This window comes from Streptomyces sp. MST-110588, assembly GCF_022695595.1.
GTDB lineage: Bacteria > Actinomycetota > Actinomycetes > Streptomycetales > Streptomycetaceae > Streptomyces.
The window spans coordinates 6,502,422-6,523,815 of the sequence record NZ_CP074380.1 but is presented as its reverse complement, the minus strand read 5'-3'; the positions used below and the strand labels follow the sequence as shown (position 1 = coordinate 6,523,815).

21 protein-coding genes and 2 pseudogenes are annotated in these 21,394 nt (G+C 71.2%); 5 read left to right on the top strand and 18 right to left on the bottom strand.

The window, feature by feature from the left end:
- The first annotated feature begins 39 nt into the window (after positions 1-39).
- Positions 40-1,032, top strand: coding sequence for a 4-hydroxy-tetrahydrodipicolinate synthase (gene dapA / locus KGS77_RS28580; protein WP_242586035.1), 993 nt, complete (start codon positions 40-42; stop codon positions 1,030-1,032).
- Positions 1,033-1,237: 205 nt separating this feature from the next.
- Here the strand turns inward: dapA and KGS77_RS28575 are convergent.
- The 15 genes and pseudogenes from KGS77_RS28575 to KGS77_RS28505 all read right to left on the bottom strand — a co-directional run.
- A pseudogene (locus KGS77_RS28575) lies at positions 1,238-1,912 on the bottom strand (EI24 domain-containing protein); the annotation flags it as partial.
- A gap of 169 nt (positions 1,913-2,081) precedes the next feature.
- Positions 2,082-2,813, bottom strand: a complete 732-nt coding sequence (locus KGS77_RS28570; RefSeq protein WP_242586034.1) for a hypothetical protein — start codon at positions 2,811-2,813, stop codon at positions 2,082-2,084.
- Positions 2,810-2,995, bottom strand: a complete 186-nt coding sequence (locus KGS77_RS28565; RefSeq protein ID WP_242586033.1) for a hypothetical protein — start codon at positions 2,993-2,995, stop codon at positions 2,810-2,812. Before KGS77_RS28565 ends, KGS77_RS28570 begins: the two co-directional genes overlap by 4 nt.
- A 276-nt stretch (positions 2,996-3,271) precedes the next feature.
- Complete coding sequence (gene dapD, locus KGS77_RS28560; protein ID WP_242586032.1) at positions 3,272-4,261, bottom strand: 2,3,4,5-tetrahydropyridine-2,6-dicarboxylate N-succinyltransferase; 990 nt, start codon at positions 4,259-4,261, stop codon at positions 3,272-3,274.
- A 138-nt stretch (positions 4,262-4,399) separates the two neighbouring features.
- Complete coding sequence (locus KGS77_RS28555) at positions 4,400-4,972, bottom strand: TetR family transcriptional regulator (RefSeq protein WP_242586031.1); 573 nt, start codon at positions 4,970-4,972, stop codon at positions 4,400-4,402.
- Positions 4,972-5,292, bottom strand: coding sequence for a multidrug efflux SMR transporter (locus KGS77_RS28550; protein WP_242586030.1), 321 nt, complete (start codon positions 5,290-5,292; stop codon positions 4,972-4,974). Before KGS77_RS28550 ends, KGS77_RS28555 begins: the two co-directional genes overlap by 1 nt.
- 67 nt (positions 5,293-5,359) lie before the next feature.
- Positions 5,360-5,722, bottom strand: coding sequence for a VOC family protein (locus tag KGS77_RS28545; protein ID WP_242586029.1), 363 nt, complete (start codon positions 5,720-5,722; stop codon positions 5,360-5,362).
- A 100-nt stretch (positions 5,723-5,822) separates the two neighbouring features.
- A complete protein-coding gene (locus KGS77_RS28540; RefSeq protein WP_242586028.1) occupies positions 5,823-6,200 on the bottom strand; it encodes a metal-sulfur cluster assembly factor in 378 nt (125 codons plus the stop codon).
- Positions 6,197-6,655: a Fe-S cluster assembly sulfur transfer protein SufU gene (gene sufU / locus KGS77_RS28535; RefSeq protein ID WP_242586027.1), complete on the bottom strand. Its 459-nt coding sequence runs from the start codon at positions 6,653-6,655 to the stop codon at positions 6,197-6,199. Before sufU ends, KGS77_RS28540 begins: the two co-directional genes overlap by 4 nt.
- A 13-nt stretch (positions 6,656-6,668) precedes the next feature.
- Positions 6,669-7,925, bottom strand: coding sequence for a cysteine desulfurase (locus KGS77_RS28530; RefSeq protein ID WP_242586026.1), 1,257 nt, complete (start codon positions 7,923-7,925; stop codon positions 6,669-6,671).
- Positions 7,922-8,686 (bottom strand): Fe-S cluster assembly ATPase SufC, encoded by a 765-nt coding sequence (gene sufC / locus KGS77_RS28525; protein WP_242586025.1) that lies wholly within the window; start codon positions 8,684-8,686, stop codon positions 7,922-7,924. The genes KGS77_RS28530 and sufC overlap by 4 nt, the downstream gene beginning before the upstream one ends.
- A gap of 7 nt (positions 8,687-8,693) precedes the next feature.
- Complete coding sequence (locus KGS77_RS28520) at positions 8,694-9,029, bottom strand: non-heme iron oxygenase ferredoxin subunit (protein WP_242586024.1); 336 nt, start codon at positions 9,027-9,029, stop codon at positions 8,694-8,696.
- Positions 9,026-10,209: pseudogene (sufD, locus tag KGS77_RS28515) on the bottom strand (Fe-S cluster assembly protein SufD). Before sufD ends, KGS77_RS28520 begins: the two are co-directional and overlap by 4 nt.
- A 72-nt stretch (positions 10,210-10,281) precedes the next feature.
- The gene (gene sufB / locus KGS77_RS28510) at positions 10,282-11,703 is read right to left on the bottom strand and encodes a Fe-S cluster assembly protein SufB (RefSeq protein WP_242586023.1); all 1,422 of its coding nucleotides are present in this window, start codon (positions 11,701-11,703) and stop codon (positions 10,282-10,284) included.
- Positions 11,700-12,536 (bottom strand): ArsR family transcriptional regulator, encoded by an 837-nt coding sequence (locus tag KGS77_RS28505; protein ID WP_242586022.1) that lies wholly within the window; start codon positions 12,534-12,536, stop codon positions 11,700-11,702. The genes sufB and KGS77_RS28505 overlap by 4 nt, the downstream gene beginning before the upstream one ends.
- Positions 12,537-12,784: 248 nt before the next feature.
- Here KGS77_RS28505 and KGS77_RS28500 point away from each other — a divergent pair, with 248 nt between their 5' ends.
- The 3 genes from KGS77_RS28500 (at position 12,785) to KGS77_RS28490 (ending at position 15,851) form a co-directional block, all read left to right on the top strand.
- Positions 12,785-13,756, top strand: a complete 972-nt coding sequence (locus KGS77_RS28500; RefSeq protein WP_242586021.1) for an ABC transporter ATP-binding protein — start codon at positions 12,785-12,787, stop codon at positions 13,754-13,756.
- The gene (locus KGS77_RS28495) at positions 13,753-14,541 is read left to right on the top strand and encodes an ABC transporter permease (protein WP_242586020.1); all 789 of its coding nucleotides are present in this window, start codon (positions 13,753-13,755) and stop codon (positions 14,539-14,541) included. The genes KGS77_RS28500 and KGS77_RS28495 overlap by 4 nt, the downstream gene beginning before the upstream one ends.
- 173 nt (positions 14,542-14,714) lie before the next feature.
- Positions 14,715-15,851, top strand: a complete 1,137-nt coding sequence (locus KGS77_RS28490) for a COX15/CtaA family protein (protein WP_242586019.1) — start codon at positions 14,715-14,717, stop codon at positions 15,849-15,851.
- On the opposite strand, the gene KGS77_RS28485 is transcribed toward KGS77_RS28490, so the two are convergent.
- The 3 genes from KGS77_RS28485 to KGS77_RS28475 form a co-directional block, all read right to left on the bottom strand.
- A complete protein-coding gene (locus KGS77_RS28485) occupies positions 15,815-17,059 on the bottom strand; it encodes an amidohydrolase (protein ID WP_242586018.1) in 1,245 nt (414 codons plus the stop codon). The two genes, KGS77_RS28490 and KGS77_RS28485, sit on opposite strands and share 37 nt — an antisense overlap.
- A gap of 187 nt (positions 17,060-17,246) precedes the next feature.
- Positions 17,247-17,657, bottom strand: a complete 411-nt coding sequence (locus tag KGS77_RS28480) for a hypothetical protein (protein WP_242586017.1) — start codon at positions 17,655-17,657, stop codon at positions 17,247-17,249.
- A gap of 195 nt (positions 17,658-17,852) precedes the next feature.
- A complete protein-coding gene (locus KGS77_RS28475) occupies positions 17,853-18,809 on the bottom strand; it encodes a heme o synthase (RefSeq protein ID WP_242586016.1) in 957 nt (318 codons plus the stop codon).
- A gap of 483 nt (positions 18,810-19,292) precedes the next feature.
- On the opposite strand from KGS77_RS28475, the gene tkt reads away from it, so the two are divergent.
- Positions 19,293-21,371 carry a transketolase gene (tkt, locus tag KGS77_RS28470; protein ID WP_242586015.1) on the top strand — a complete coding sequence of 693 codons (2,079 nt, stop codon included), beginning with the start codon at positions 19,293-19,295 and terminating at the stop codon, positions 21,369-21,371.
- Positions 21,372-21,394 lie beyond the last annotated feature (23 nt).

Genomic DNA, 21,394 nt, shown 5'->3' with positions numbered 1-21,394 from the left:
AAGTAGACGTGAATCCTGACGTGGGGTCACACTCTCGGCATGACTGATGTGACCCCACCGCCCTTCGGCCGTACGGCCATCGCCATGATCACTCCGTTCACGGCCGACGGCGCACTCGACGCGGACGGCGCGCAGCGCCTGGCCGCCCACCTCGTCGACGAGGGCGGCTGTGACGCACTGGTCCTCAGCGGCACCACCGGCGAGTCCCCGACGACCTCGGACGCCGAGAAGGAGGCCCTCGTACGGGCCGTCGTCCAGGCCGTCGGGGACCGGGCCCGCGTCGTCGCCGGCGTCGGCACCGGCGACACCCGGCACAGCGTCACCCTCGCCCGGGCCGCCGAACGGGCCGGCGCGCACGGCCTGCTGGTCGTCACGCCCGCCTACTCCTGCCCCGGCCAAGAGGCGGTCCTACACCACCTGCGGACGGTCGCGGACGCCACCGGGCTGCCCGTGATGCTCTACGACATCCCCGCGCGTACCGGCACCGCGCTGGCCACCGACACCCTGCTGCGGCTGGCCGAACACCCCCGCGTCAAGGGCGTCAAGGACTGCTCCCACGACCTCCGGAAGACGACGAAGGTGCTGGCCGCGACCGGTCTGGCGTACTACGCGGGCTGCGATGAGGAGAGCCTGGCGCTGCGCGCCGTCGGGGCCGTCGGCTGCGTCAGTACGGTCGGCAACGCCGCGCCCGGCGAGGTACGCGCGGTACTGGAGGCATACGAGGCGGGCGAGACGGCCGAGGCGACCCGCCGCAACCTCGCCCTCGCGCCGCTCGTCGAGGCGATGATGGCCTCCGGCGTGCCCGGAACGGTCACCGCCAAGGCTCTGCTGCACTCCCTCGGCCTGCCCGCCGGCCCGGTCCGCGCGCCCTTGCAAGCCGCCGGGCCCGAGCTCACCGGTCGGCTGACGGCCGTCCTGCGTACGGTCCGGGGCCGGCCGGCGGAGGCTGTGTCCCAAAGCCCTGCGGAGCGGAGCCGTACGGACCAAAACCCTGCGGGCCGGAGCCGTACGGGCCAGAACCCTGCGGCCTGAATTCCTGCGGAGCAGCACCCTGCGGCATGGAGGCCCGCGGACCGGGGCCCTGCGGCCCCCACTGCGCAGGACCGTCCGGCTGCCAGGGCACGGAACCGTCCGGAGCCGGCTGCGGCGCCCCCGCCGCCCGGTCCGGCTCCTCCTCGGCGGGCAGCAGGTCCCGTGCGAGCAAAGTGGCCCCGGCGACCGCTCCCGGCATCAGCACCACGGCGACGAACGGGATGAGGAACAGCAGCGTGATCGGGGTGCCGAAGCCCACGGCGAGCGCCTTGCGGCCACGCAGCAGCGCCAGCCGCTCCCGCACCGGGATGCCGCGCCGCTGCATCGCCACGGAGGTCAGCTCCACCGTGAGGAAGAACCCCGAGACGCAGAAGCCGATCGCCGGGACGACGGTCTGGCCGATCACCGGGACGAATCCCAGGGCGAAGAAGAGGATGCCGAAGCCGGCGGCGCGCAGCAGCACGTGAACGCTGTCGGTGAGCGCCGTCCAGACCTCGCGCCACAGCGGCAGGCCCGGCTCCGGCGGGCAGTTCCCCTCGGACTCCTCGACCTTCTCCGACAGCTTCTCGTAGAAGGGCTCGCCGATCACCAGCGTGACGGCGGTGAAGGCCAGTACGGACAGCAGCAGGACCCCGGCGAACAGCAGCGCGACGAACAGCCCGCGCAGCAGGCCCTGCCAGAAGGCGCTCCAGTCGTCGGCGAAGGGCGTCGCCCAGGACGCCAGGTCCCCCGACCAGAAGGCGAGTACGGTCAGCACCGCCGCGTACAGCACGAGGGTGAGGAGCGCGGGTATCAGCCCGAAGCCCCACCACCGGCCGTGCCGCGCCACCCAGCGCTGTCCCTTGCCCACATACCCCAGCCCCGCCACGAGATCACGCATGGCGGTCAGTGTAGATGTGCCACGAATCCATGGCGCCCGCACTCATTTTCGAGCCCTTCCATGGTCGGGCCTGTGAGAGACGGGCCATCGAGGGCGGGCTTTCAGGGGGCAGGCCGCCCGCCCGTCAAGCGGGCCAGTTGCCGCTGCAGCCAGTCGAGCCGGGCCTGCATCAGCGACGCCTCGGCCGCCAGCTCCGGCACCGTACACCCGGCCGCCGGGCCCGGTCCGTACGACCGCCCGCCACCCGGACCATCCGCCTCGCCCGGCCCGTCCGACCCGTCCGGCCACTCGAACCCGTCCGCCGGGCCCGGCTGTCGCACCGCACCTGCTCCCCGGTCCGCTCCCCCTCGGCCACGATCCGCAGCCGTCCGCCCCCCAGCCGTACGAACTCCGCGAACCCCACCGCCGTCCGTGCGGCGACGCCCGGCGCCCCCCGCCGTACCGCACAGCCGGCGCAGGCGGCCGTCAGCACCCGCCATCCCGTCCGGCCCCAGCCCGCGTCCACGAACGCGCACGGCGTCAGCCCGCAGGCGCAGGCGCCCACCCGGGCCACCCGCACCCGCTGGCGCGCATAGCGCATTCCGCGCTCGAAGCGGATGTAGGCACCGAGCACGGTGACCTCCAGCAGTACGGCCTGCCGGTACTCGGTGGCGCACGCCAGGGCCAGCGCCTCGTCCCGCGCGTGCAGACAGTAGAAACCGCAGTCGCACCGCGGCGCGGGGCTGCGGTGCCGCCGGCCGTAGACACACCGGGCGTCGTCGAGGAATCCGTACGGAAGCGCACCCCCGATCGACACCCCGGCGAAACCGGCCCGGGCCCCGTCGTGCGACAGCACCGGGTGGGCCAGTTTGAATCCCGTCGGCGGCTGCTCGGGACGCTCCTGGGGAAGCCGCAGCCTCATCGCCCGGCCGGCACCACGGGCCGTCGCCCCACCGGCTCCCCGCCCGCGTCCGGGCCGCCGGCCCGCTCCCGTACGGTTCCCTGCTCCCGTGCCGCCGTCACCGCCGCCTCCGGCGGCGCCTTCTCCTCCCCGGCCACCGATTCCCGCGCGATGCCGACAGCCAGCGGCTTGCCCAGCCTCATGACGCCTCCCGGATTGCCTTCCATGGGACATCGACCCCCATGGTGACCCATAACCCCCGTCCTGACACCAGCCCATACCAGCCACCGCCCGCCCGCGGGCCGTTGAAGCGGCCCCCCTCGGCGGAAACGCTCCCGCACTGCCGTGCTCAGGCCCGTCACCCGACAGGCAACATGGGCCGCTTGAACGGCGCCCGGTACGTCGAAGCGCCCTTCCGGGCCGCTCAAGGGCGGCGGAAGGGCGCTCGACGAGGACGGCGGCCGGCGTCGGCCGGCGGGTCAGTTGTGGCTGTGGAGTACCTCGTTCAGGCCGCCCCAGGTGGCCTTGTTGGGGCGGGCCTCCACGGCGCCGGTGGTGGAGTTGCGGCGGAAGAGGATGTTGTCGGCGCCGGAGAGTTCCAGGGCCTTGACCATCTGGCCGTCGGGCATCGTGACACGGGTGCCGGCGGTGACGTACAGGCCGGCCTCCACCACGCACTCGTCGCCGAGGGCGATGCCGATGCCGGACTCCGCGCCGAGCAGGCAGCGCTCGCCGATGGAGATGATCTGCTTGCCGCCGCCGGAGAGGGTGCCCATCGTGGAGGCGCCGCCGCCGATGTCGCTGCCGTCGCCGACGACCACGCCCGAGCTGATGCGGCCCTCGACCATGGAGGTGCCCAGCGTGCCGGCGTTGAAGTTCACGAAGCCCTCGTGCATGACGGTGGTGCCCGCGGCGAGGTGCGCGCCCAGGCGGACCCGGTCGGCGTCGGCGATGCGTACGCCCGAGGGGAGGACGTAGTCGGTCATCCGCGGGAACTTGTCGACGCTGGTGACCTGGAGGTGCAGGCCTTGGGCGCGGGCGTTGAGCCGTACCGTCTCGATGCGGTCGGCGGCCACCGGGCCCAGCGAGGTCCAGGCGACGTTCGCCAGCAGGCCGAACATGCCCTCCAGGTTCTGCCCGTGCGGCTTGACCAGCCGGTGGCTGAGCAGGTGGAGCCGCAGGTAGATGTCGTGGGTGTCCAGCGGCTTGTCCTCCAGCGAGGAGATGACCGTTCGTACGGCCACGACCTCCACCCCGCGGCGCGGGTCGGGCCCGACGGCCTGGAGCGCGGCCTCGCCCAGCAGCTCGGCGGCGCGCTCGGCGGTGAGCCGCTCGGTTCCGGAGGGGCCGGGCTCGCGGGCGAGCTCGGGGGCGGGGAACCAGGTGTCCAGGACGGTGCCGTCGTCGGTGATGGTGGCGAGCCCGGCGGCCACGGCGCCGGTCGTGAGAGGAGTAGCAGCTTCGGTCATGCCCGAAACCTAACCGGAGGGCCCCCGTCGAGGCGAACCGGTCTCAGGGGCGGCGGTCCGGGCGCGGTCCGGTCAGTGGGCTCGTTGCGGCCCGGGGACGATTCGTGGCGGCTGGGTCAGTGGCGCGTTGCGGCCCGGTCAGTGGGCGTCGGGGGCCTGTCCGTGGTGGGCGGGGCCGCAGACCCCGGACACCGCCGCGTGGACCTCGGCCCGGTCGAACGGGCGGCCGGTGAGCAGGTACTGGATCAGCAGTCCGTCGATCAGGGCCACCAGCGTCCGGGCGGTCTGCGCGTCGCCCGTGCGCAGCGTCAGCAGCCGCGCCAGTTCATCCAGGCACTCGGCCGCGATCGGCCGTACCGCCGTGCGGCGCAGCGCGGCGAGGTAGATCTCGTACTCCATCTCCACCTGCGCGCGGTCGCCGGCCAGTGACTGTTCGATCAGGTCCGTGACGTCCTCGGCGAGGGCGGCGCGCGGGGCGGGGCGGCGTGCCCAGCGTCCGACCTCGGCCAGCCAGGCGGTGTTGATCTGACGCAGCGCGGCGACCAGGAGGTCGTCCAGGGTCGCGAAGTGGTACGTGGTCGAGCCGAGCGGTACGTCGGCCTCGGCGGCCACGGCGCGGTGGCCGAGCCCGGCGATACCCCGGGCGCCGATCACCCTGATCGCTGCGTCGATGATGCGCTGCCGCCGGTCGGGGTCGTAGCGGCGCGGCATCAGTGCGTCCCGCCCAGGTTCAGTACGACGACCCCGGCGATGACCAGCAGGACTCCCAGGATCCGCGCCGCGTTCGCCGCCTCTCCCAGGAACACCATGCCGATCGCGGCGATGACGGCGGTGCCGGCCCCGGACCAGATCGCGTACGCCGTTCCGACACTCATCGACTTCAGCGTCTGGGCGAGCAGGAAGAACGCGATGAGGTAGCCCGCCGCGGTGCCCAGCGAGGGCCAGAGCTTGCTGAAGCCCTCGCTGTACTTCATCGAGGTCGTCGCCAGGATCTCGGAGAGGATCGCTCCGGCGAGTGTCAGATATGCCATGCGTACGAGCGTACACAACGGTGTGTACGGTCGTACGTAACGGCGGGTGGGGTGGCGGTCGGCGCCGTCAGGCCGGCAGTTTCTTCGGGGTCAGTACGCAGAACTCGTTGCCCTCGGGATCCATGAGTACGGTCCACGAGACGTCCGGGCCCTGGCCCACGTCCGCACGGCGGGCGCCCAGGGCCAGGAGCCGGGCCACCTCGGCCGCCTGGTCGTCGGGCGCCAGGTCCAGGTGCAGCCGGTTCTTGCCGGCCTTCCCTTCCGGGACGGGCATGAAGACCAGGCCTGGCAGGGTCCGCTCGTCGGCCCCGATGACGACTTCCTCGGGGTCCTCGGAGAGCACCTGCCAGTCCAGGACCCGGGCCCAGAAACGGGCGAGTTGCGCGGGGTCGTGGGCGTCGACGGCGATCTGGTACAGGGATACGGCCATGCCCGACAGAATGCCGCACATACGCCCGAAGGGCGCCCCCTTGAACGGGGCGCCCTTCGGAATGGAGCGGGTGCTCGGGCCCGGGACCGGGACCGGGCGATCAGACGTTGAAGCCGAGTGCGCGGAGCTGCTCGCGGCCCTCGTCGGTGATCTTGTCCGGGCCCCACGGCGGCATCCAGACCCAGTTGATCTTCAGCTCGCTGACGATGCCGTCCGTGGCGGAGCGCGCCTGGTCCTCGATGACGTCGGTCAGCGGACAGGCCGCGGAGGTGAGCGTCATGTCGATGGTGGCGATGTTGGCGTCGTCGATGTGGATGCCGTAGATCAGCCCCAGGTTGACGACGTCGATGCCCAGCTCGGGGTCGACGACGTCGTACAGCGCCTCGCGGACCTCTTCCTCCGTGGCCGGCTTGGTCGTGGTGACCGGGTTCTCGGTGACCGTGGTCTCGGTGACCGTGGTCTCAGGGGTGTCGGTCATGCGGTCTTCGCCTCCTCGGAGAGGGCCTTGGCCGTGGCGTCCTTCCAGGCCATCCAACTGAGCAGGGCACACTTCACGCGCGCCGGGTACTTGGAGACGCCGGCGAAGGCGACCGCGTCCTCCAGCACCTCCTCCATGGCGTCGTCCGGCTCGACCTTGCCCTTGGACTGCATCAGCTCCAGGAAGGTCTCCTGGATCTTCTGCGCCTCGCCCAGTTCCTTGCCGACCAGCAGGTCGTTGAGCACGGAGGCGCTGGCCTGGCTGATGGAGCAGCCCTGCCCTTCGTAGGACACGTCTTCTATGGTCGCGCCGGACAGCCGTACGCGCAGGGTGATCTCGTCCCCGCACGTGGGGTTGACGTGGTGCACCTCCGCGTCGCCGTCGCGCAGGCCCCGGCCGTGCGGGTGCTTGTAGTGGTCCAGGATGACGTCCTGGTACATGGAATCAAGCTTCACGCGTCAGTCCTGCCTACCCGAAGAAGTTACGGACGTGCTCCAGCCCGTCGACCAGGGCGTCGACCTCGGCCGGGGTGGAGTACAGATAGAAAGACGCTCGCGTCGTCGCGGGAATTCCGTACCGCAGGCAGACCGGACGGGCGCAGTGGTGGCCTACCCGGACCGCGATGCCCTGCTCGTCCAGCACCTGCCCCACGTCGTGGGGGTGGATGTCGCCGAGGGTGAAGGAGATCGTGGCGCCGCGCTCCTCGGCCGTTACGGGGCCGACGATCCGCAGGTCGGGGACCTCCAGCAGCCGCTTGACGGCGTACTCGGTGATCGCGTGCTCATGGGCTGCGATCTTGTCCATACCGATGCCGGTCAGGTAGTCCACGGCCGCGCCGAGGCCGACGGCCTGGGCGATCGGGGGCGTACCGGCCTCGAACTTGTGGGGCGCGGGAGCGTACGTGGAGGAGTGCATCGAGACGGTCTCGATCATCTCGCCGCCGCCGAGGAACGGCGGGAGGTCCTCCAGCAGCTCCTGGCGGCCCCACAGGACGCCGATGCCGGTCGGGCCGCACATCTTGTGACCGGTGAAGGCCACGAAGTCGGCCTGGAGCGCCTGGACGTCCAGGACCATGTGCGGGGCGGCCTGGGAGGCGTCGATCAGCACCAGGGCGCCGACCTCCTGGGCGCGGCGGACGATCGCCTCGACCGGGTTCATCGTGCCCAGGATGTTGGAGACCAGCACAAAGGAGACGATCTTGGTCTTCTCGGTGATGATCTCGTCGATGTCCGACAGGTCCAGGCGGCCGTCGTCGGTCAGGCCGAACCACTTCAGCTTCGCGCCGGTGCGCTGCGAGAGCAACTGCCAGGGCACGATGTTGGAGTGGTGCTCCATCTCCGTGATGACGATCTCGGTGTCCGCGTCCACCCGGTAGGGCTCCTCGGCCCAGCCGAGCATGTTGGCCACGAGGTTGAGCGCCTCGGAGGCGTTCTTGGTGAAGATCACCTCGTCCCGGCTCGGCGCGTTGATGAAGGCGGCGACCTTGTCGCGGGCACCCTCGTACAGCGCCGTGGCCTCCTCGGCGAGGACGTGCACCCCACGGTGGACGTTGGCGTTGTGCCGCTCGTAGTACGCGCTGATCGCGTCGATGACCTGGCGCGGCGTCTGCGAGGTCGCCGCGTTGTCCAGGTACACGAGCTTCTTCCCGTCGTGGACCTGGCGGTCCAGGATCGGGAAATCCTTGCGGATCGCCTCTGTGTCCAGGAGGCCCGGCAGTGTCGTCACGCGGTCGCGCCACCCTTCACGTACGCCTCGTAGCCCTCGGCCTCCAGCTTGTCCGCCAGCTCCGGGCCGCCGGACTCGGCGATCCGGCCGGCCGCGAAGACGTGCACGTGGTCGGGCTTGATGTAGCGCAGGATGCGGGTGTAGTGGGTGATCAGGAGGGTGCCCACCTCACCGGTCTCCCGGACGCGGTTGACGCCCTCGGAGACGATGCGCAGCGCGTCGACGTCCAGGCCGGAGTCGGTCTCGTCCAGGATGGCGATCCTGGGCTTGAGCAATTCGAGCTGGAGGATCTCGTGGCGCTTCTTCTCACCGCCGGAGAAGCCCTCGTTGACGTTGCGCTCGGCGAAGGAGGGGTCCATCTGGAGGCGCTCCATGGCCTCCTTGACCTCCTTGACCCACGTACGCAGCTTGGGGGCCTCGCCGCGGACAGCGGTGGCGGAGGTGCGCAGGAAGTTGGAGACCGAGACGCCGGGGACCTCGACCGGGTACTGCATGGCGAGGAAGACACCGGCCCGGGCGCGCTCGTCGACGGACATCTCCAGGACGTCCTCGCCGTCGAGGGTGACGGTGCCGCCGGTGATCGTGTACTTGGGGTGACCCGCCAGCGAGTAGGCGAGGGTGGACTTGCCGGAGCCGTTGGGGCCCATGATGGCATGCGTCTCGCCCTGCTTCACGGTCAGGTCGACGCCCTTCAGGATCTCGCGCGAGCCGTTGTCGGCCTCGACGGAGACGTGCAGGTCGTGGATCTCAAGCGTTGCCATGGGGAACTCAGGACTCCTGGGTGACGGAGACCAGCACGGACGCGTCCGGGCCGTCTCCTTCGATCTTTACGGGGTATACGGGGACGGGCTGCGTCGCGGGGAGGCCGGAGGGCTTGCCCGTACGCAGGTCGAAACTCGAACCGTGCAGCCAGCACTCGATGGAGCAGTCCTCCACCTCGCCCTCGGAGAGGGAGACGTTGGCGTGCGAGCAGATGTCGTTGATCGCGAACACCTCGCCCTCGGTGCGGACCAGCGAGATCGCAACGCCGTTGAGCTCCACCCGCTTGGGGGTGTCCTCTTCCAGCTCGCTGAGCCCACAGGCGCGTACGTATGAGGCCGTCATGCCACCGACGCTTCCAGCTCGGCCTCGATCTTGGCGATCAGGCGCTCCTCGACGTCCGGCAGGCCGATCTGCTGGACCAGCTCGGCGAAGAATCCGCGCACCACCAGCCGGCGGGCCTCGTCGGCCGGGATGCCGCGGGCCATCAGGTAGAAGAGCTGCTCGTCGTCGAAGCGGCCGGTGGCGCTGGCGTGGCCGGCGCCGACGATCTCACCGGTCTCGATCTCCAGGTTGGGCACCGAGTCCACCCGCGCGCCATCGGTCAGCACGAGGTTGCGGTTGAGCTCGTAGGTGTCGGTGCCGGTGGCCGCCGCGCGGATCAGTACGTCGCCGATCCAGACCGCGTGGGCGTCCTGGCCCTGGAGCGCGCCCTTGTAGACGACGTTGGAGCGGCAGTTGGGCGCCTCGTGGTCGACGAACAGGCGGTGCTCCTGGTGCTGCCCCTGGTCGGTGAAGTACAGGCCGTAGAACTCCGCCTCGCCGCCGGGTGCCGCGTAGGTGACGCGGGGGTGCAGCCGTACGAGGTCGCCGCCGAAGGTGACGACCACGGACTTGAAGGAGGCGTCCCGGCCCACCAGCGCGTTGTGCTGGCCGACGTGTACGGCGGTGTCGTCCCAGTCCTGGACACAGACGACGGTGAGCTTGGCGCCGTCGCCCAGGATGTAGTCGATGTTGGCGGCGAGCACGGCGTCACCGGTGTGGTCGATGACGACCACGGCCTCGGCGAACGCGCCGAGCTCGATGACCTGGTGGCCGAAGGCGGTGCCGCCCTGGCCGTGCACGGCGATGCGCACCGGCTCGCTCAGCACCGTCTCCTTGGGCACCGTGACCACCGATGCCTTCTCGAAGGAGCTGTACGCCTGGGCCGCGACCCGGTCCACCGGCTTGCCGGCCTTGCCGACGCGGGGGTCGGCGCGGTCCACCAGCTCGTGGGTGACGCCTTCGGGGCGGTGATGTCGACCTTCAGGTCGGCGCCGCCGGCGACGGCGGTGCCGTCGTGCAGGCCCTTCAGGCGCGCGAGCGGAGTGAAGCGCCACTCCTCCTCACGGCCGTGCGGCACCGGGAAGTCCGCCACGTCGTAGGACGGCGGGGCGCTCATCCGGGTGGCGACGGTGGACTCCGCTGCCACCGCGATGGAACCGGCAGTCGTGGAGCCTGCCGGGATGATCTGAGCCTCAGCCATGGCTGTCGTCTAGCTCGCTTTCTTGAAGGTGACGCTGCGGTCGGGAACGGGGTGCGGTGCGGACGCGGTGCGTCAGCCGACCGCGCCTTCCATCTGCAGCTCGATCAGCCGGTTCAGCTCCAGCGCGTACTCCATCGGCAGCTCACGGGCGATCGGCTCGACGAAGCCGCGCACGATCATCGCCATGGCCTCGTCCTCGGACAGGCCGCGCGCCATCAGGTAGAAGAGCTGGTCCTCGCTGACCTTGGAGACGGTCGCCTCGTGGCCCATGGACACGTCGTCCTCGCGGACGTCCACATACGGGTAGGTGTCCGAGCGGGAGATGGTGTCCACCAGCAGCGCGTCACACAGCACGTTGGACTTGGAGCCCTCGGCGCCCTCGCCGATCTCGATCAGACCGCGGTAGGAGGTCCGGCCGCCGCCCCGCGCCACCGACTTGGAGACGATGTTGGAGGAGGTGTTCGGGGCCATGTGGACCATCTTGGCGCCGGCGTCCTGGTGCTGGCCCTCGCCCGCGAAGGCGATGGAGAGGGTCTCGCCCTTGGCGTGCTCACCCATCAGGTAGACGGCCGGGTACTTCATGGTCACCTTGGAGCCGATGTTGCCGTCGACCCACTCCATGGTCGCGCCCTCGTAGGCGACGGCACGCTTGGTGACCAGGTTGTAGACGTTGTTCGACCAGTTCTGGATCGTCGTGTAGCGGCAACGGCCGCCCTTCTTGACGATGATCTCCACGACCGCGGAGTGCAGCGAGTCGGACTTGTAGATCGGCGCGGTGCAGCCCTCGACGTAGTGGACGTAGGCGTCCTCGTCGACGATGATCAGCGTCCGCTCGAACTGGCCCATGTTCTCGGTGTTGATCCGGAAGTACGCCTGGAGCGGGATGTCCACGTGGACGCCCTTGGGGACGTAGATGAACGAGCCGCCGGACCACACCGCGCTGTTCAGCGAGGCGAACTTGTTGTCGCCGACCGGGATGACCGTGCCGAAGTACTCCTGGAAGAGCTCCGGGTGCTCCTTGAGCGCGGTGTCGGTGTCCAGGAAGATGACGCCCTGGGCCTCCAGGTCCTCACGGATCTGGTGGTAGACGACCTCGGATTCGTACTGGGCCGCGACACCGGCGACCAGGCGCTGCTTCTCCGCCTCGGGGATGCCCAGCTTGTCGTAGGTGTTCTTGATGTCCTCGGGCAGGTCCTCCCAGGAGGCGGCCTGCTGCTCCGTGGACCGCACGAAGTACTTGATGTTGTCGAAGTCGATGCCCGACAGGTCCGAGCCCCAGTTGGGCATGGGCTTCTTGTCGAAGAGCTTCAGACCCTTGAGGCGGAGCTTGAGCATCCACTCCGGCTCGTTCTTCTTCGCCGAGATGTCACGAACGACCTCCTCGGACAGGCCACGCTTGGCGGATGCGCCGGCCACGTCGGAGTCGGCCCAGCCGTATTCGTACGTGCCCAGGCCCTCGAGCTCAGGGTGAGCAGTCTCCGTGGGGAGAGTCATGCGGGGTTCCTCCCGGCCGTGCTTGCAGATGCTGTGGTGGTCTTGGTGTTACTGGGGGCCGTCCTGCCGGCCTTCGGGATGAAGGTCGTGCACACTCCATCGCCGTGGGCGATCGTGGCAAGACGCTGCACGTGGGTGCCCAGCAGGCGAGAGAAGACCTCGGTCTCCGCCTCGCAGAGCTGCGGGAACTGCTCGGCCACATGGGCGACCGGGCAGTGGTGCTGGCAGAGCTGTTCACCGACCGGTGCGCTACGCGCCGTAGCAGCGTACCCGTCCGCGGTCAATGCCTGAGCCAGGGCCTGGGCACGCTTCTCCGGGGCCGCCGCCTCGACGGCCTGCCGGTAGCTCTCGGCCTGGGCGGCGATCCGGGCGCGGGCGAAGGCGGCGACGGCGGCCTCGCCCATTTCCCCGCCGCCCGCGGCCTGCGCGATCCAGCGCAGCGCGTCGGAGGCGAGGCTGTCGTACGCCTGGTCGAAGGCGTCCCGCCCGCAGTCCGTGAGCGCGAAGACCTTGGCGGGGCGACCGCGCGTGCGCGCGCCGTAGACCCGCTTCTCGCGGGGCTCGACCACGCCCTCGGCGGCCAGCGCGTCCAGATGACGGCGGACGGCGGCCTGGGTCAGCTCCAGGCGCATGGCCAGCTCGGCCGCGGTGGACGGACCGTGGTCGAGGATGGAGCGGGCGACGCGGTTGCGGGTGCCGCGCTGTTCGTCGTGGGCGGGACCGGCCTCGGGCGCGGGAGCGGACCGCGCGCCGTGCCCGCTCGGCGCGGACGCGGCGGACCCGGCGGCCGTACCGGCCGCGGTGCCTTCCAGATCCTCGCTCGCGTATTTCACAACGCCATTGTTGCGTAATTCCTCAGAGCGAGACAACCCCCGACGGGATCACGTGTGGTGGCCTCGATCACTAAGGGTGACCTAATCCGACGCCTCGAAGATGTTTCCGACGCCGGTTCCGGGGGCGTCTGCGAAAGCGGCTTCCCCGATGGCCTGCCGGGGCGGCCCCAAGGGCGGCGGTGCATCTGCGGGCAGCGCTTCCCGGGCCACCCGACACACGCCGCCCCTCCCTTCGTAGACTGCCGCTCATGCGCAGCACCTCCTCGGGGGGCGACCCCCGAACCCCTGGCCAAGGGCCTGCCGTCGAGGTCGTCGGCCTGGTCAAGCGATACGGCACCAGGCCCGTCAAGACCGCGGTGGACGGCCTGGACCTGACCGTCGCCCGCGGACAGGTCACCGCCGTCCTGGGCCCCAACGGGGCCGGCAAGACCACCACCATCGAGATCTGCGAGGGCTACCGCCGCCCCGACGCCGGCACCGTACGCGTCCTGGGCCTGGACCCGGTCGCCGACGCCGCCGCCCTGCGCTCCCGCGTCGGGGTGATGCTCCAGTCCGGCGGCGTCTACGCGGGCGCCCGGGCGGAGGAGATGCTGCGGCACACCGCCTCCCTGCACGCCCATCCCGTCGACGTGGACCTCCTCATGGAACGCCTGGGGCTGGGGAGCTGCGGCCGTACGAGCTACCGGCGGCTGTCCGGCGGACAGCAGCAGCGCCTGGCGCTGGCCATGGCCGTCGTCGGCCGCCCGGAACTGGTCTTCCTCGACGAGCCCACGGCCGGCCTGGACCCGCAGGCCCGGCACGCGACCTGGGACCTGGTACGCGAGCTGCGGGCCGACGGCGTCGGCGTGGTGCTGACCACGCACTTCATGGACGAGGCGGAACAGCTCGCCGACGACGTGGCGATCATCGACGCCGGGAAGGTCATCGCCCAGGGCAGCCCCGAGGAGCTGTGCAAGGGCGGCGCCGAGAACACCCTGCGCTTCACCGGCCGCCCCGGTCTGGACGTGGCCTCGCTGCTCAAGGCGCTGCCCGCCGACACCGCCGCGGCCGAGCTGACGCCCGGCACCTACCGCGTCAACGGGAACATCGACCCGCAGTTGCTGGCCACCGTCGCCTCCTGGTGCGCGCAGAACGGCGTGATGCCGGACGCCATAGCGGTGGAGCGGCACACCCTGGAGGACGTCTTCCTGGAACTCACCGGCAAGGAGCTGCGGGCATGACCGCCACCGGCACGTTCACCCCCCGTCCGGGCGCGGCCCCGCTCCCGAAGATGATCCGCGCGCAGACGGCCCTGGAGACCAGGATGCTGCTGCGCAACGGCGAGCAGTTGCTGCTGACGGTCGTCATCCCCACGCTGCTGCTGGTCCTCTTCAGCGCCGTGGACATCGTCTCGGTGCCCACCGGCACCGCCGGCGGCAAGGGGGCAGCCGTGGACTTCATGGCGCCCGGCATCCTGGCGCTGGCCGTGATGTCCACCGCCTTCACCGGCCAGGCCATCGCCACCGGCTTCGAACGCCGCTACGGCGTGCTCAAGCGGCTGGGCGCCTCGCCGCTGCCGCGCTGGGCCCTGATGACCGCCAAGACCTGCTCGGTGCTGGTCACCGAGGTCCTTCAAATCGCGCTGCTCACGGCGGTGGCCCTGGCGCTCGGCTGGTCCCCGCACGGCAGCCCGGCGTCGGTGGCGGCGCTGCTCCTCCTGGGCACCGCGGCCTTCTCCGGCCTCGGGCTGCTGATGGCCGGGACGCTCAAGGCCGAGGTGACGCTGGCCGCCGCCAACCTGGTCTTCCTGCTCCTGCTGGTCGGCGGCGGTGTCGTCGTCCCGCTGGAGAAGTTCCCGCACGCGGCGCAGCAGGTGCTCCAGTTCCTGCCGATCGCGGCGCTCTCGGACGGGCTGCGGGACGTCCTCCAGCACGGTGCGGGGCGGCCGTGGGGTGATCTGGGCACCCTCGCCGTATGGGCCGTGCTGGGGCTGGGGGCCGCGGCGAAGTGGTTCCGCTGGGAGTGAGCGGTCCGGGCGTCACGGGACGGCCGGTCCCGCTGTACGGGGTGGCCGGTCCCGCCGTAAGGGCCGAGGGACCCGCCGTACGGGGGTGGCCGGTGCTCCGTACGGGGTGGCCGGGCCCGCCGCTACCACCCCCCTCGTGAAAGTTTGCACAAGCTGCCGCCTACGATGGCTCCGTGCCGAACACGTTGAACCCCCTTGAGTGGATCGCCCGCCGCTGGCAGCCGTCCGCGCGCCTGGTGCGACGGGCCGCGCTGGCCTGCGTCGTGATGTCCGTCGTCATCGTCGTGACGGGCGGCGCCGTCCGGCTCACCCAGTCGGGTCTGGGCTGCTCCACCTGGCCCCGGTGCACCCCGGACAGCCTGACGCCGACGGCCGCGATGGGCATCAACGGCCTGATCGAGTTCGGCAACCGGCTGCTGACCTACGTGCTGTGCGCCTTCATCGGGCTGTTCATCATCGCCGCCCGCGCCCGCGCGCCCCGGCGCCGCTCGCTCACCCGGCTCGGCTGGGCGCAGTTCTGGGTCGTCATGGGCAACGCGGTCTGGGGCGGCCTCGTCGTCCTGACCGGCCTGAACCCCTACCTCGTCGCCGCGCACTTCCTCCTGTCCACCTCCCTGCTCACGGTCTCCGTACTGGCCTGGCGGCGGGCCGCGGAGGGGGACGAGGAGCCGCGGGACCTGGTCGCCCGGCCGGTGCGCCAGCTCGCCGGGCTGCTGGTGCTGGCCACCGGCGCGCTGACCGTCATCGGCACGGTCGTCACCGGCGCGGGCCCGCACGCGGGCGACGCCAAGAAGGTGGACCGCATCCCGGTGGACTGGCGCGAGATCACCCAGCTCCACGTCGACTTCGTCTACATCGTCGTCGGCCTGTCCGTCGCCCTGTGGTTCACGCTGCGCGCCGTCAAGGCGCCGGCCGCCTCCCGCCGCACCGTGCTGGAACTGTTCGGCTGCCTCGCGTTCCAGGGCGTCATCGGCTACGTCCAGTACTTCACGGGCTTGCCGGAGATCGTCATCGGCCTGCACATGCTGGGCTCGACACTGGTGTGGATCTGCGTGCTGCGGGTCCACCTGTCGCTGCGTGACCGCGGCCCGCTGCCGGAATCGGACGCGCAGGCGCCGGGCCAGGCGGAAGCGGTACTGCCCGCCCCGGCGGACGGGGAGACGGCTTCGGCCGGCACCTCCGCCGGCACCGGGGCGGCGGCGTCCCAGAAGTCCAAGACGTCCCAGGTGTCCAAGAAGCAGCCGGCGTCCAGGAAGCAGCCGGCGTCCAAGGCTCAGCCGGCGGCCGGCACCTCCGCCTCCAGCCGGTAGATCCGCCGGGCGGTCCCGGACGCGATCATCGCGGTGATCCGCCGCGCGTCCGCCCGCCCGCACATCCCCTCCTCGGCCCACTCTCCCACCACCTGCCGCACGGCCCGCAGGAAGAACCGCGCGCCCGTCACATACAGCTCGGGCAGCCCCCGGGCGCCCGTGGAGAACAGCAGCTTGCCGAACGGCGCCCGGGCGAGGGTCTCCTCGGGCCGCGGCCCGGCGTCCGCGTAGACGTGCGGATGGACGGCGGCCAGATGCGCGGCCCGTACGTGGTGGGGCTCCCCGGGCAGCAGCACCAGGTCCGTACCGAGCCCGGCCGTGGCCGCCAGGAAGCGGGCCAGCGGCCTCGGGTCGCGGCAGTGCAGTTGTACGGGCAGGCCGGTGCCCACCGCGTTCCACAGCAGATGCCGCAGGAGTACGGGCTCGCCGAGCCGCCGGCCCGGCCTGCGGGCGCCCAGCCAGCGCCCGGCGGCGCGGCGCACCTCTCCGGCGCCCGGGGCCAGGCCGTCGCAGTACGTGACGCCGACGGCGAAGGCGGTGGCGTACTGCGCCGCCGCGTAGAGGTCCTCGGCCAGGTGCCCCAGGAAGGCGTCGACGCTCGCGGCGGTGTCGGCGGCCTGTTCGGCCAGCGACTCCAGCCGCACCACCTCATGGACGCGCCCCTCCGCGGCGGCGGCCAGCTCGGAGGCGGTGGTCAGCTCGGGGGACGAGGAGAGGTGGGCGACCGGATCCGCGGCAGCGGCCACGGCGGGACCGTCGGCCATGGTGGGACCGGCGCCCGGGGCCGGGCCGCCCTGCGCGCCGGTCTCCAGCAGGAACGTACCGATGCCGGCACCGCGCAGCAGAAGGCGGCCCGCCCGGTAGGCCCCCAGCTCCCGGCGCCGGGCGAGGTAGCGGGCCGGCGGGCAGTGCGGCTCCAGGCCGAGCAGGGGCGGGCACCAGCGGCGCACACCCAGGCCCGTCCAGGTGTCGAAGGCGGACGTGCCGTACGGTGCCGGGCCCCGGGCGCCACCGGCGGCGGCCAGGTGGCTCTCGAAGGAGCCCAGGCCCAGTTCGCCGTGAAAGGCTCCGAGGCTGTGCTGATCGACCAGCTCCAGGAGACCGGCACCGCCGCCCGGACCGGCATGGCCCACCGGACCGGCGGAACCGATAGGACCAGCAGAACCGGCAAGGCCCGCAGGACCGTTGAACAGCACCCGTCCGGTCATCGTCCGGACCTCCTCGCCACGCGCCCCCGGGGCGGCACGGAGGCCGCCTTCGGTGTGCTTAACGGACGAAGGGCTCTTCGGTTATCGGGCCCGGCCCCGTCCTCACAAGCGGAAGCCCCGGCTCTGCCGGTCACCACGGACGAACCCCCGGGCGCCTTGGGCCCGGCCACCGCCACCGCGCCGCTCATCAGGTGTTGGCGGGCCCGCCGATCTGGAGGCCGGCCATCCTGGACCACTCGTACGGGCCGGTGCGGACCTTGGCCGCCATCTCGCCGTCGAAGTCCTCGCGCAGTTCGACCCCGGCCTTGCGGACGGCGCCCTCGGCAGCGCCGTAGGAGTTCGCGACGAGGTTGCCCCATTCGCCGTCGGAGCCGACGAGCGCGATCCGGGTCCGGCCGCGGCCGATGTGCGCGAGCTGGCCCTCGGCGCCGCCGTGCGAGGCCGCGAAGGCGTGGACCTTCTTGGCGAGCCGGGCCGCTTCCCGCTCGGCCCGCTTGTCGGCCCCCGCCGTCCCCGCCGTCCCCGCCGCGCCCGCAGCCTCCTGTGCCGCACCGTCGGCCGCCGGCGCCTGCCCGTCCGCTTGCTTGATGTCTGCCATGACCAGGATGCTACCCGCCGGTAATCAGCGGAGGAAGGGGACCCGGCCGCAACTGGGCGGGGACCCGTACACGGCCGGGCACCGGGAACCCGTAGTCCGGAAGGCCTGGACACATGGGACCGCGTGAAAGCCGAACGCCGGCCCTACGCGATGCGCGTCGGGCCGGCGCCGGGGAGCCGTAGGGAGCGAGCGCCGCTACCAGTGCAGGAAGGGGTCCACCGCGATGGCGACGAAGAGCAGCGACACATAGGTGATGGACCAGTGGAACAGACGCATCTCCTTGAGCTTGGGGCCTGTGATCCCGGCCTTGGCTCGGGCCTGGAGGGCGTGCGCCTCCTTGAGCCAGAAGGCGCCGCAGGCCACCGCGACCAGCGTGTAGAACCAGCCCGTGTACCCCAGCGGCTGGAGCAGCAGCGAGACGGCGACCATCACCCAGCTGTAGAGGACGATCTGCCGTGCGACCGCCTTGTTGCCCGCGATGACCGGCAGCATCGGCACGCCGACCCGCTCGTAGTCGTCCTTGGCCTTCATCGACAGCGGCCAGTAGTGCGGCGGCGTCCAGAAGAAGATGACGAGGAAGAGGACGGCCGAGGCCCAGGAGACGGTGTTGGTGACCGCGGACCAGCCGATGAAGACCGGCATACAGCCCGCGATGCCGCCCCAGACGATGTTCTGGGCGGTGCGCCGCTTGAGGATCATCGTGTAGACGACGACGTAGAAGAGCAGCGCACCGAGCGAGAGCATCGCCGAGAGCGGGTTGACCAGGAACCAGAACCAGGCCGTGGAGCCCACGGCGAGCGCGGTGGCGAAGACCAGGCACTCGCGGGGCGAGACCATGCCGGTGACCAGGGGCCTTTGGGACGTACGGTCCATCAGCGCGTCGATGTCACGGTCGATGTACATGTTGTACGCCGCCGCACCGCCCGCCGAGAGGTAGCCGCCGATGCAGGTGGCCAGCACGAGCCACAGGTCGGGGACGCCGCCGGCGGCCAGGAACATCACCGGCACCGTCGTCATCAGAAGCAGTTCGATGACCCGCGGTTTGGTCAGCGCGACGAACGCCTTGACCCGGGCCCCGAACGGCCGGTGACCAGGGCCTCCAGGGCTCTGAGCTGCTAGAGCCCCCGCAGGACGGGATTCGACGGCCGTCACGCACACCCCTGGAAGTAACGTCAGCGGCTTCCGCCGCGAAATAAGGCCAGCAAGCACCTCCGGCGGTTGTGACCGGACGGGGCTTGCACGTACCACGCCACTTTAGACGTTGGCCATACGGCGTCCTTCGTGGGGGTGGGTCGTGTTGGGCCGCTACCGCCGCCGGGAGCGGGGCGGCGGCCGGGATGCGGGCCGGTTGCGTTCCCCGCGTGTTCCGCACATGTTCACGAGGCGGCGTGGCCGTTCAAGAGGCGAAGGCGTACGCCGCCCGGCAACCTGGAACCACGGCGGCCACAGGAGCGCCGTACGCCGGACGGGGAATGATTCAAGTCCGGATTTGGTTGCCCAAAGCGTCGAGTTTTTACCGCGACACCCGTCGACGGAAGTCGAAAAGATGCACGCTCCCGCGGGGGTAGGCTCGACAACGCCCGGCGGACATACCGTCCCCGGCATTCGACATGTGGAGAGGAGCCCTGACTCAGGGTGAGCACCAAGCCGACCACCACAGACCTCGAGTGGACCGAACTGGACCAGCGGGCCGTAGATACCGTCCGCGTCCTGGCCATGGATTCCGTGCAGAAGGTCGGTAACGGCCATCCGGGTACGGCCATGAGCCTCGCGCCCGCCGCCTACCTGCTCTTCCAGAAGCTGATGCGGCACGATCCGGCGGATGCGAAGTGGGCCGGCCGCGACCGGTTCGTCCTCTCCGCGGGCCACTCCAGCCTGACCCTCTACATCCAGCTCTACCTGGCCGGCTACGGCCTGGAGCTGGACGATCTGAAGTCCTTCCGCACCTGGGGCTCCAAGACCCCGGGCCACCCGGAGTACGGGCACACGGTCGGCGTGGAGACCACCACCGGCCCGCTGGGCCAGGGTGTGGCCAACGCCGTCGGTATGGCCATGGCCGCCCGCTACGAGCGCGGTCTGTTCGACCCGGAGGCGGCCCCCGGCACCTCCCCCTTCGACCACACCATCTGGGTCATCGCCGGTGACGGCTGCCTCCAGGAAGGCGTCGCGGCCGAGGCGTCCTCCCTGGCGGGCCACCAGAAGCTCGGCAACCTCGTCATGCTGTGGGACGACAACCACATCTCCATCGAGGGCGACACCGAGACCGCCGTCTCCGAGGACACCCTCAAGCGGTACGAGGCGTACGGCTGGCACGTCCAGCGCGTGGCGCAGTTGCCCAACGGCGACCTGGACCCGGTGGGTCTGGCCAAGGCCCTGAAGGCGGCGCAGGCCGAGACCGAGCGCCCCTCCTTCATCGCGGCCCGCTCCATCATCGCCTGGCCGGCCCCCAACGCCCAGAACACCGAGGCCGCACACGGCTCGGCGCTGGGTGACGATGAGGTCGCGGCGACCAAGAAGGTGCTGGGCTTCGACCCGGAGAAGTCCTTCGAGGTCTCCGAGGAGGTCCTGGCGCACACCCGTGCCGCCGGCGACCGGGGTCGTGCGGTGCGCGCCGAGTGGGAGAAGTCCTTCGCCGAGTGGCGCGCCGCCAACCCCGAGCGCGCCGCCGCCTTCGACCGTGTGCAGGCGGGCGACCTGCCGGAGGGCTGGGAGAAGGCGCTGCCCTGCTTCGAGACCGGCAAGGCCGTCGCCACCCGTGCGGCCTCCGGCAAGGTCCTCCAGGCGCTGGGCGCGGAGATCCCCGAGCTGTGGGGTGGCTCCGCCGACCTGGCCGGCTCGAACAACACCACGATCGACAAGACGTCCTCGTTCCTGCCGGCGGGCAACCCGCTGCCGGAGGCGGACCCGTACGGCCGTACGGTCCACTACGGCATCCGTGAGCACGCCATGGGCGCGACGATGAACGGCATCGCGCTGCACGGCAACACCCGCATCTACGGCGGCACCTTCCTGGTGTTCTCCGACTACATGCGGCCCTCCGTGCGCCTGGCCGCGCTGATGCAGCTCCCGGTGACGTACGTGTGGACGCACGACTCCATCGGCCTGGGCGAGGACGGCCCGACCCACCAGCCGGTCGAGCACCTGGCCTCGCTGCGCGCCATCCCGGGCCTGAACATCGTGCGCCCGGCCGACGCGAATGAGACCGCGATCGCCTGGGCAGAGATCCTCAAGCGGCACGCGACCAAGCCCGCGCCGCACGGCCTGGCGCTGACCCGCCAGGGCGTCCCGACGTACGAGCTCAACCCGGACGCCGCCAAGGGCGGTTACGTCCTCAAGGAGGCCGAGGGCGGCGAGCCGCAGGTCATCCTGATCGGCACCGGCTCCGAGGTGCAGCTCGCCGTCGAGGCGCGCGAGCAGCTCCAGGCACAGGGCATCCCGGCCCGGGTGGTCTCGATGCCGTCGGTGGAGTGGTTCGAGGAGCAGGACCAGGGGTACCGCGACAGCGTGCTGCCGCCGGCCGTCCAGGCCCGGGTGGCCGTGGAGGCGGGCATCGGTCTGACCTGGCACCGCTACGTCGGTTCGGCGGGCCGGATCGTCTCGCTGGAGCACTTCGGTGCCTCGGCGGACGCCAAGGTCCTCTTCCGCGAGTTCGGTTTCACCGCCGACGCGGTCACCGCCGCCGCCAAGGAATCGCTCGCGGCAGCCACGCGCTGACGCCCGTACACGAACAAGTAGGA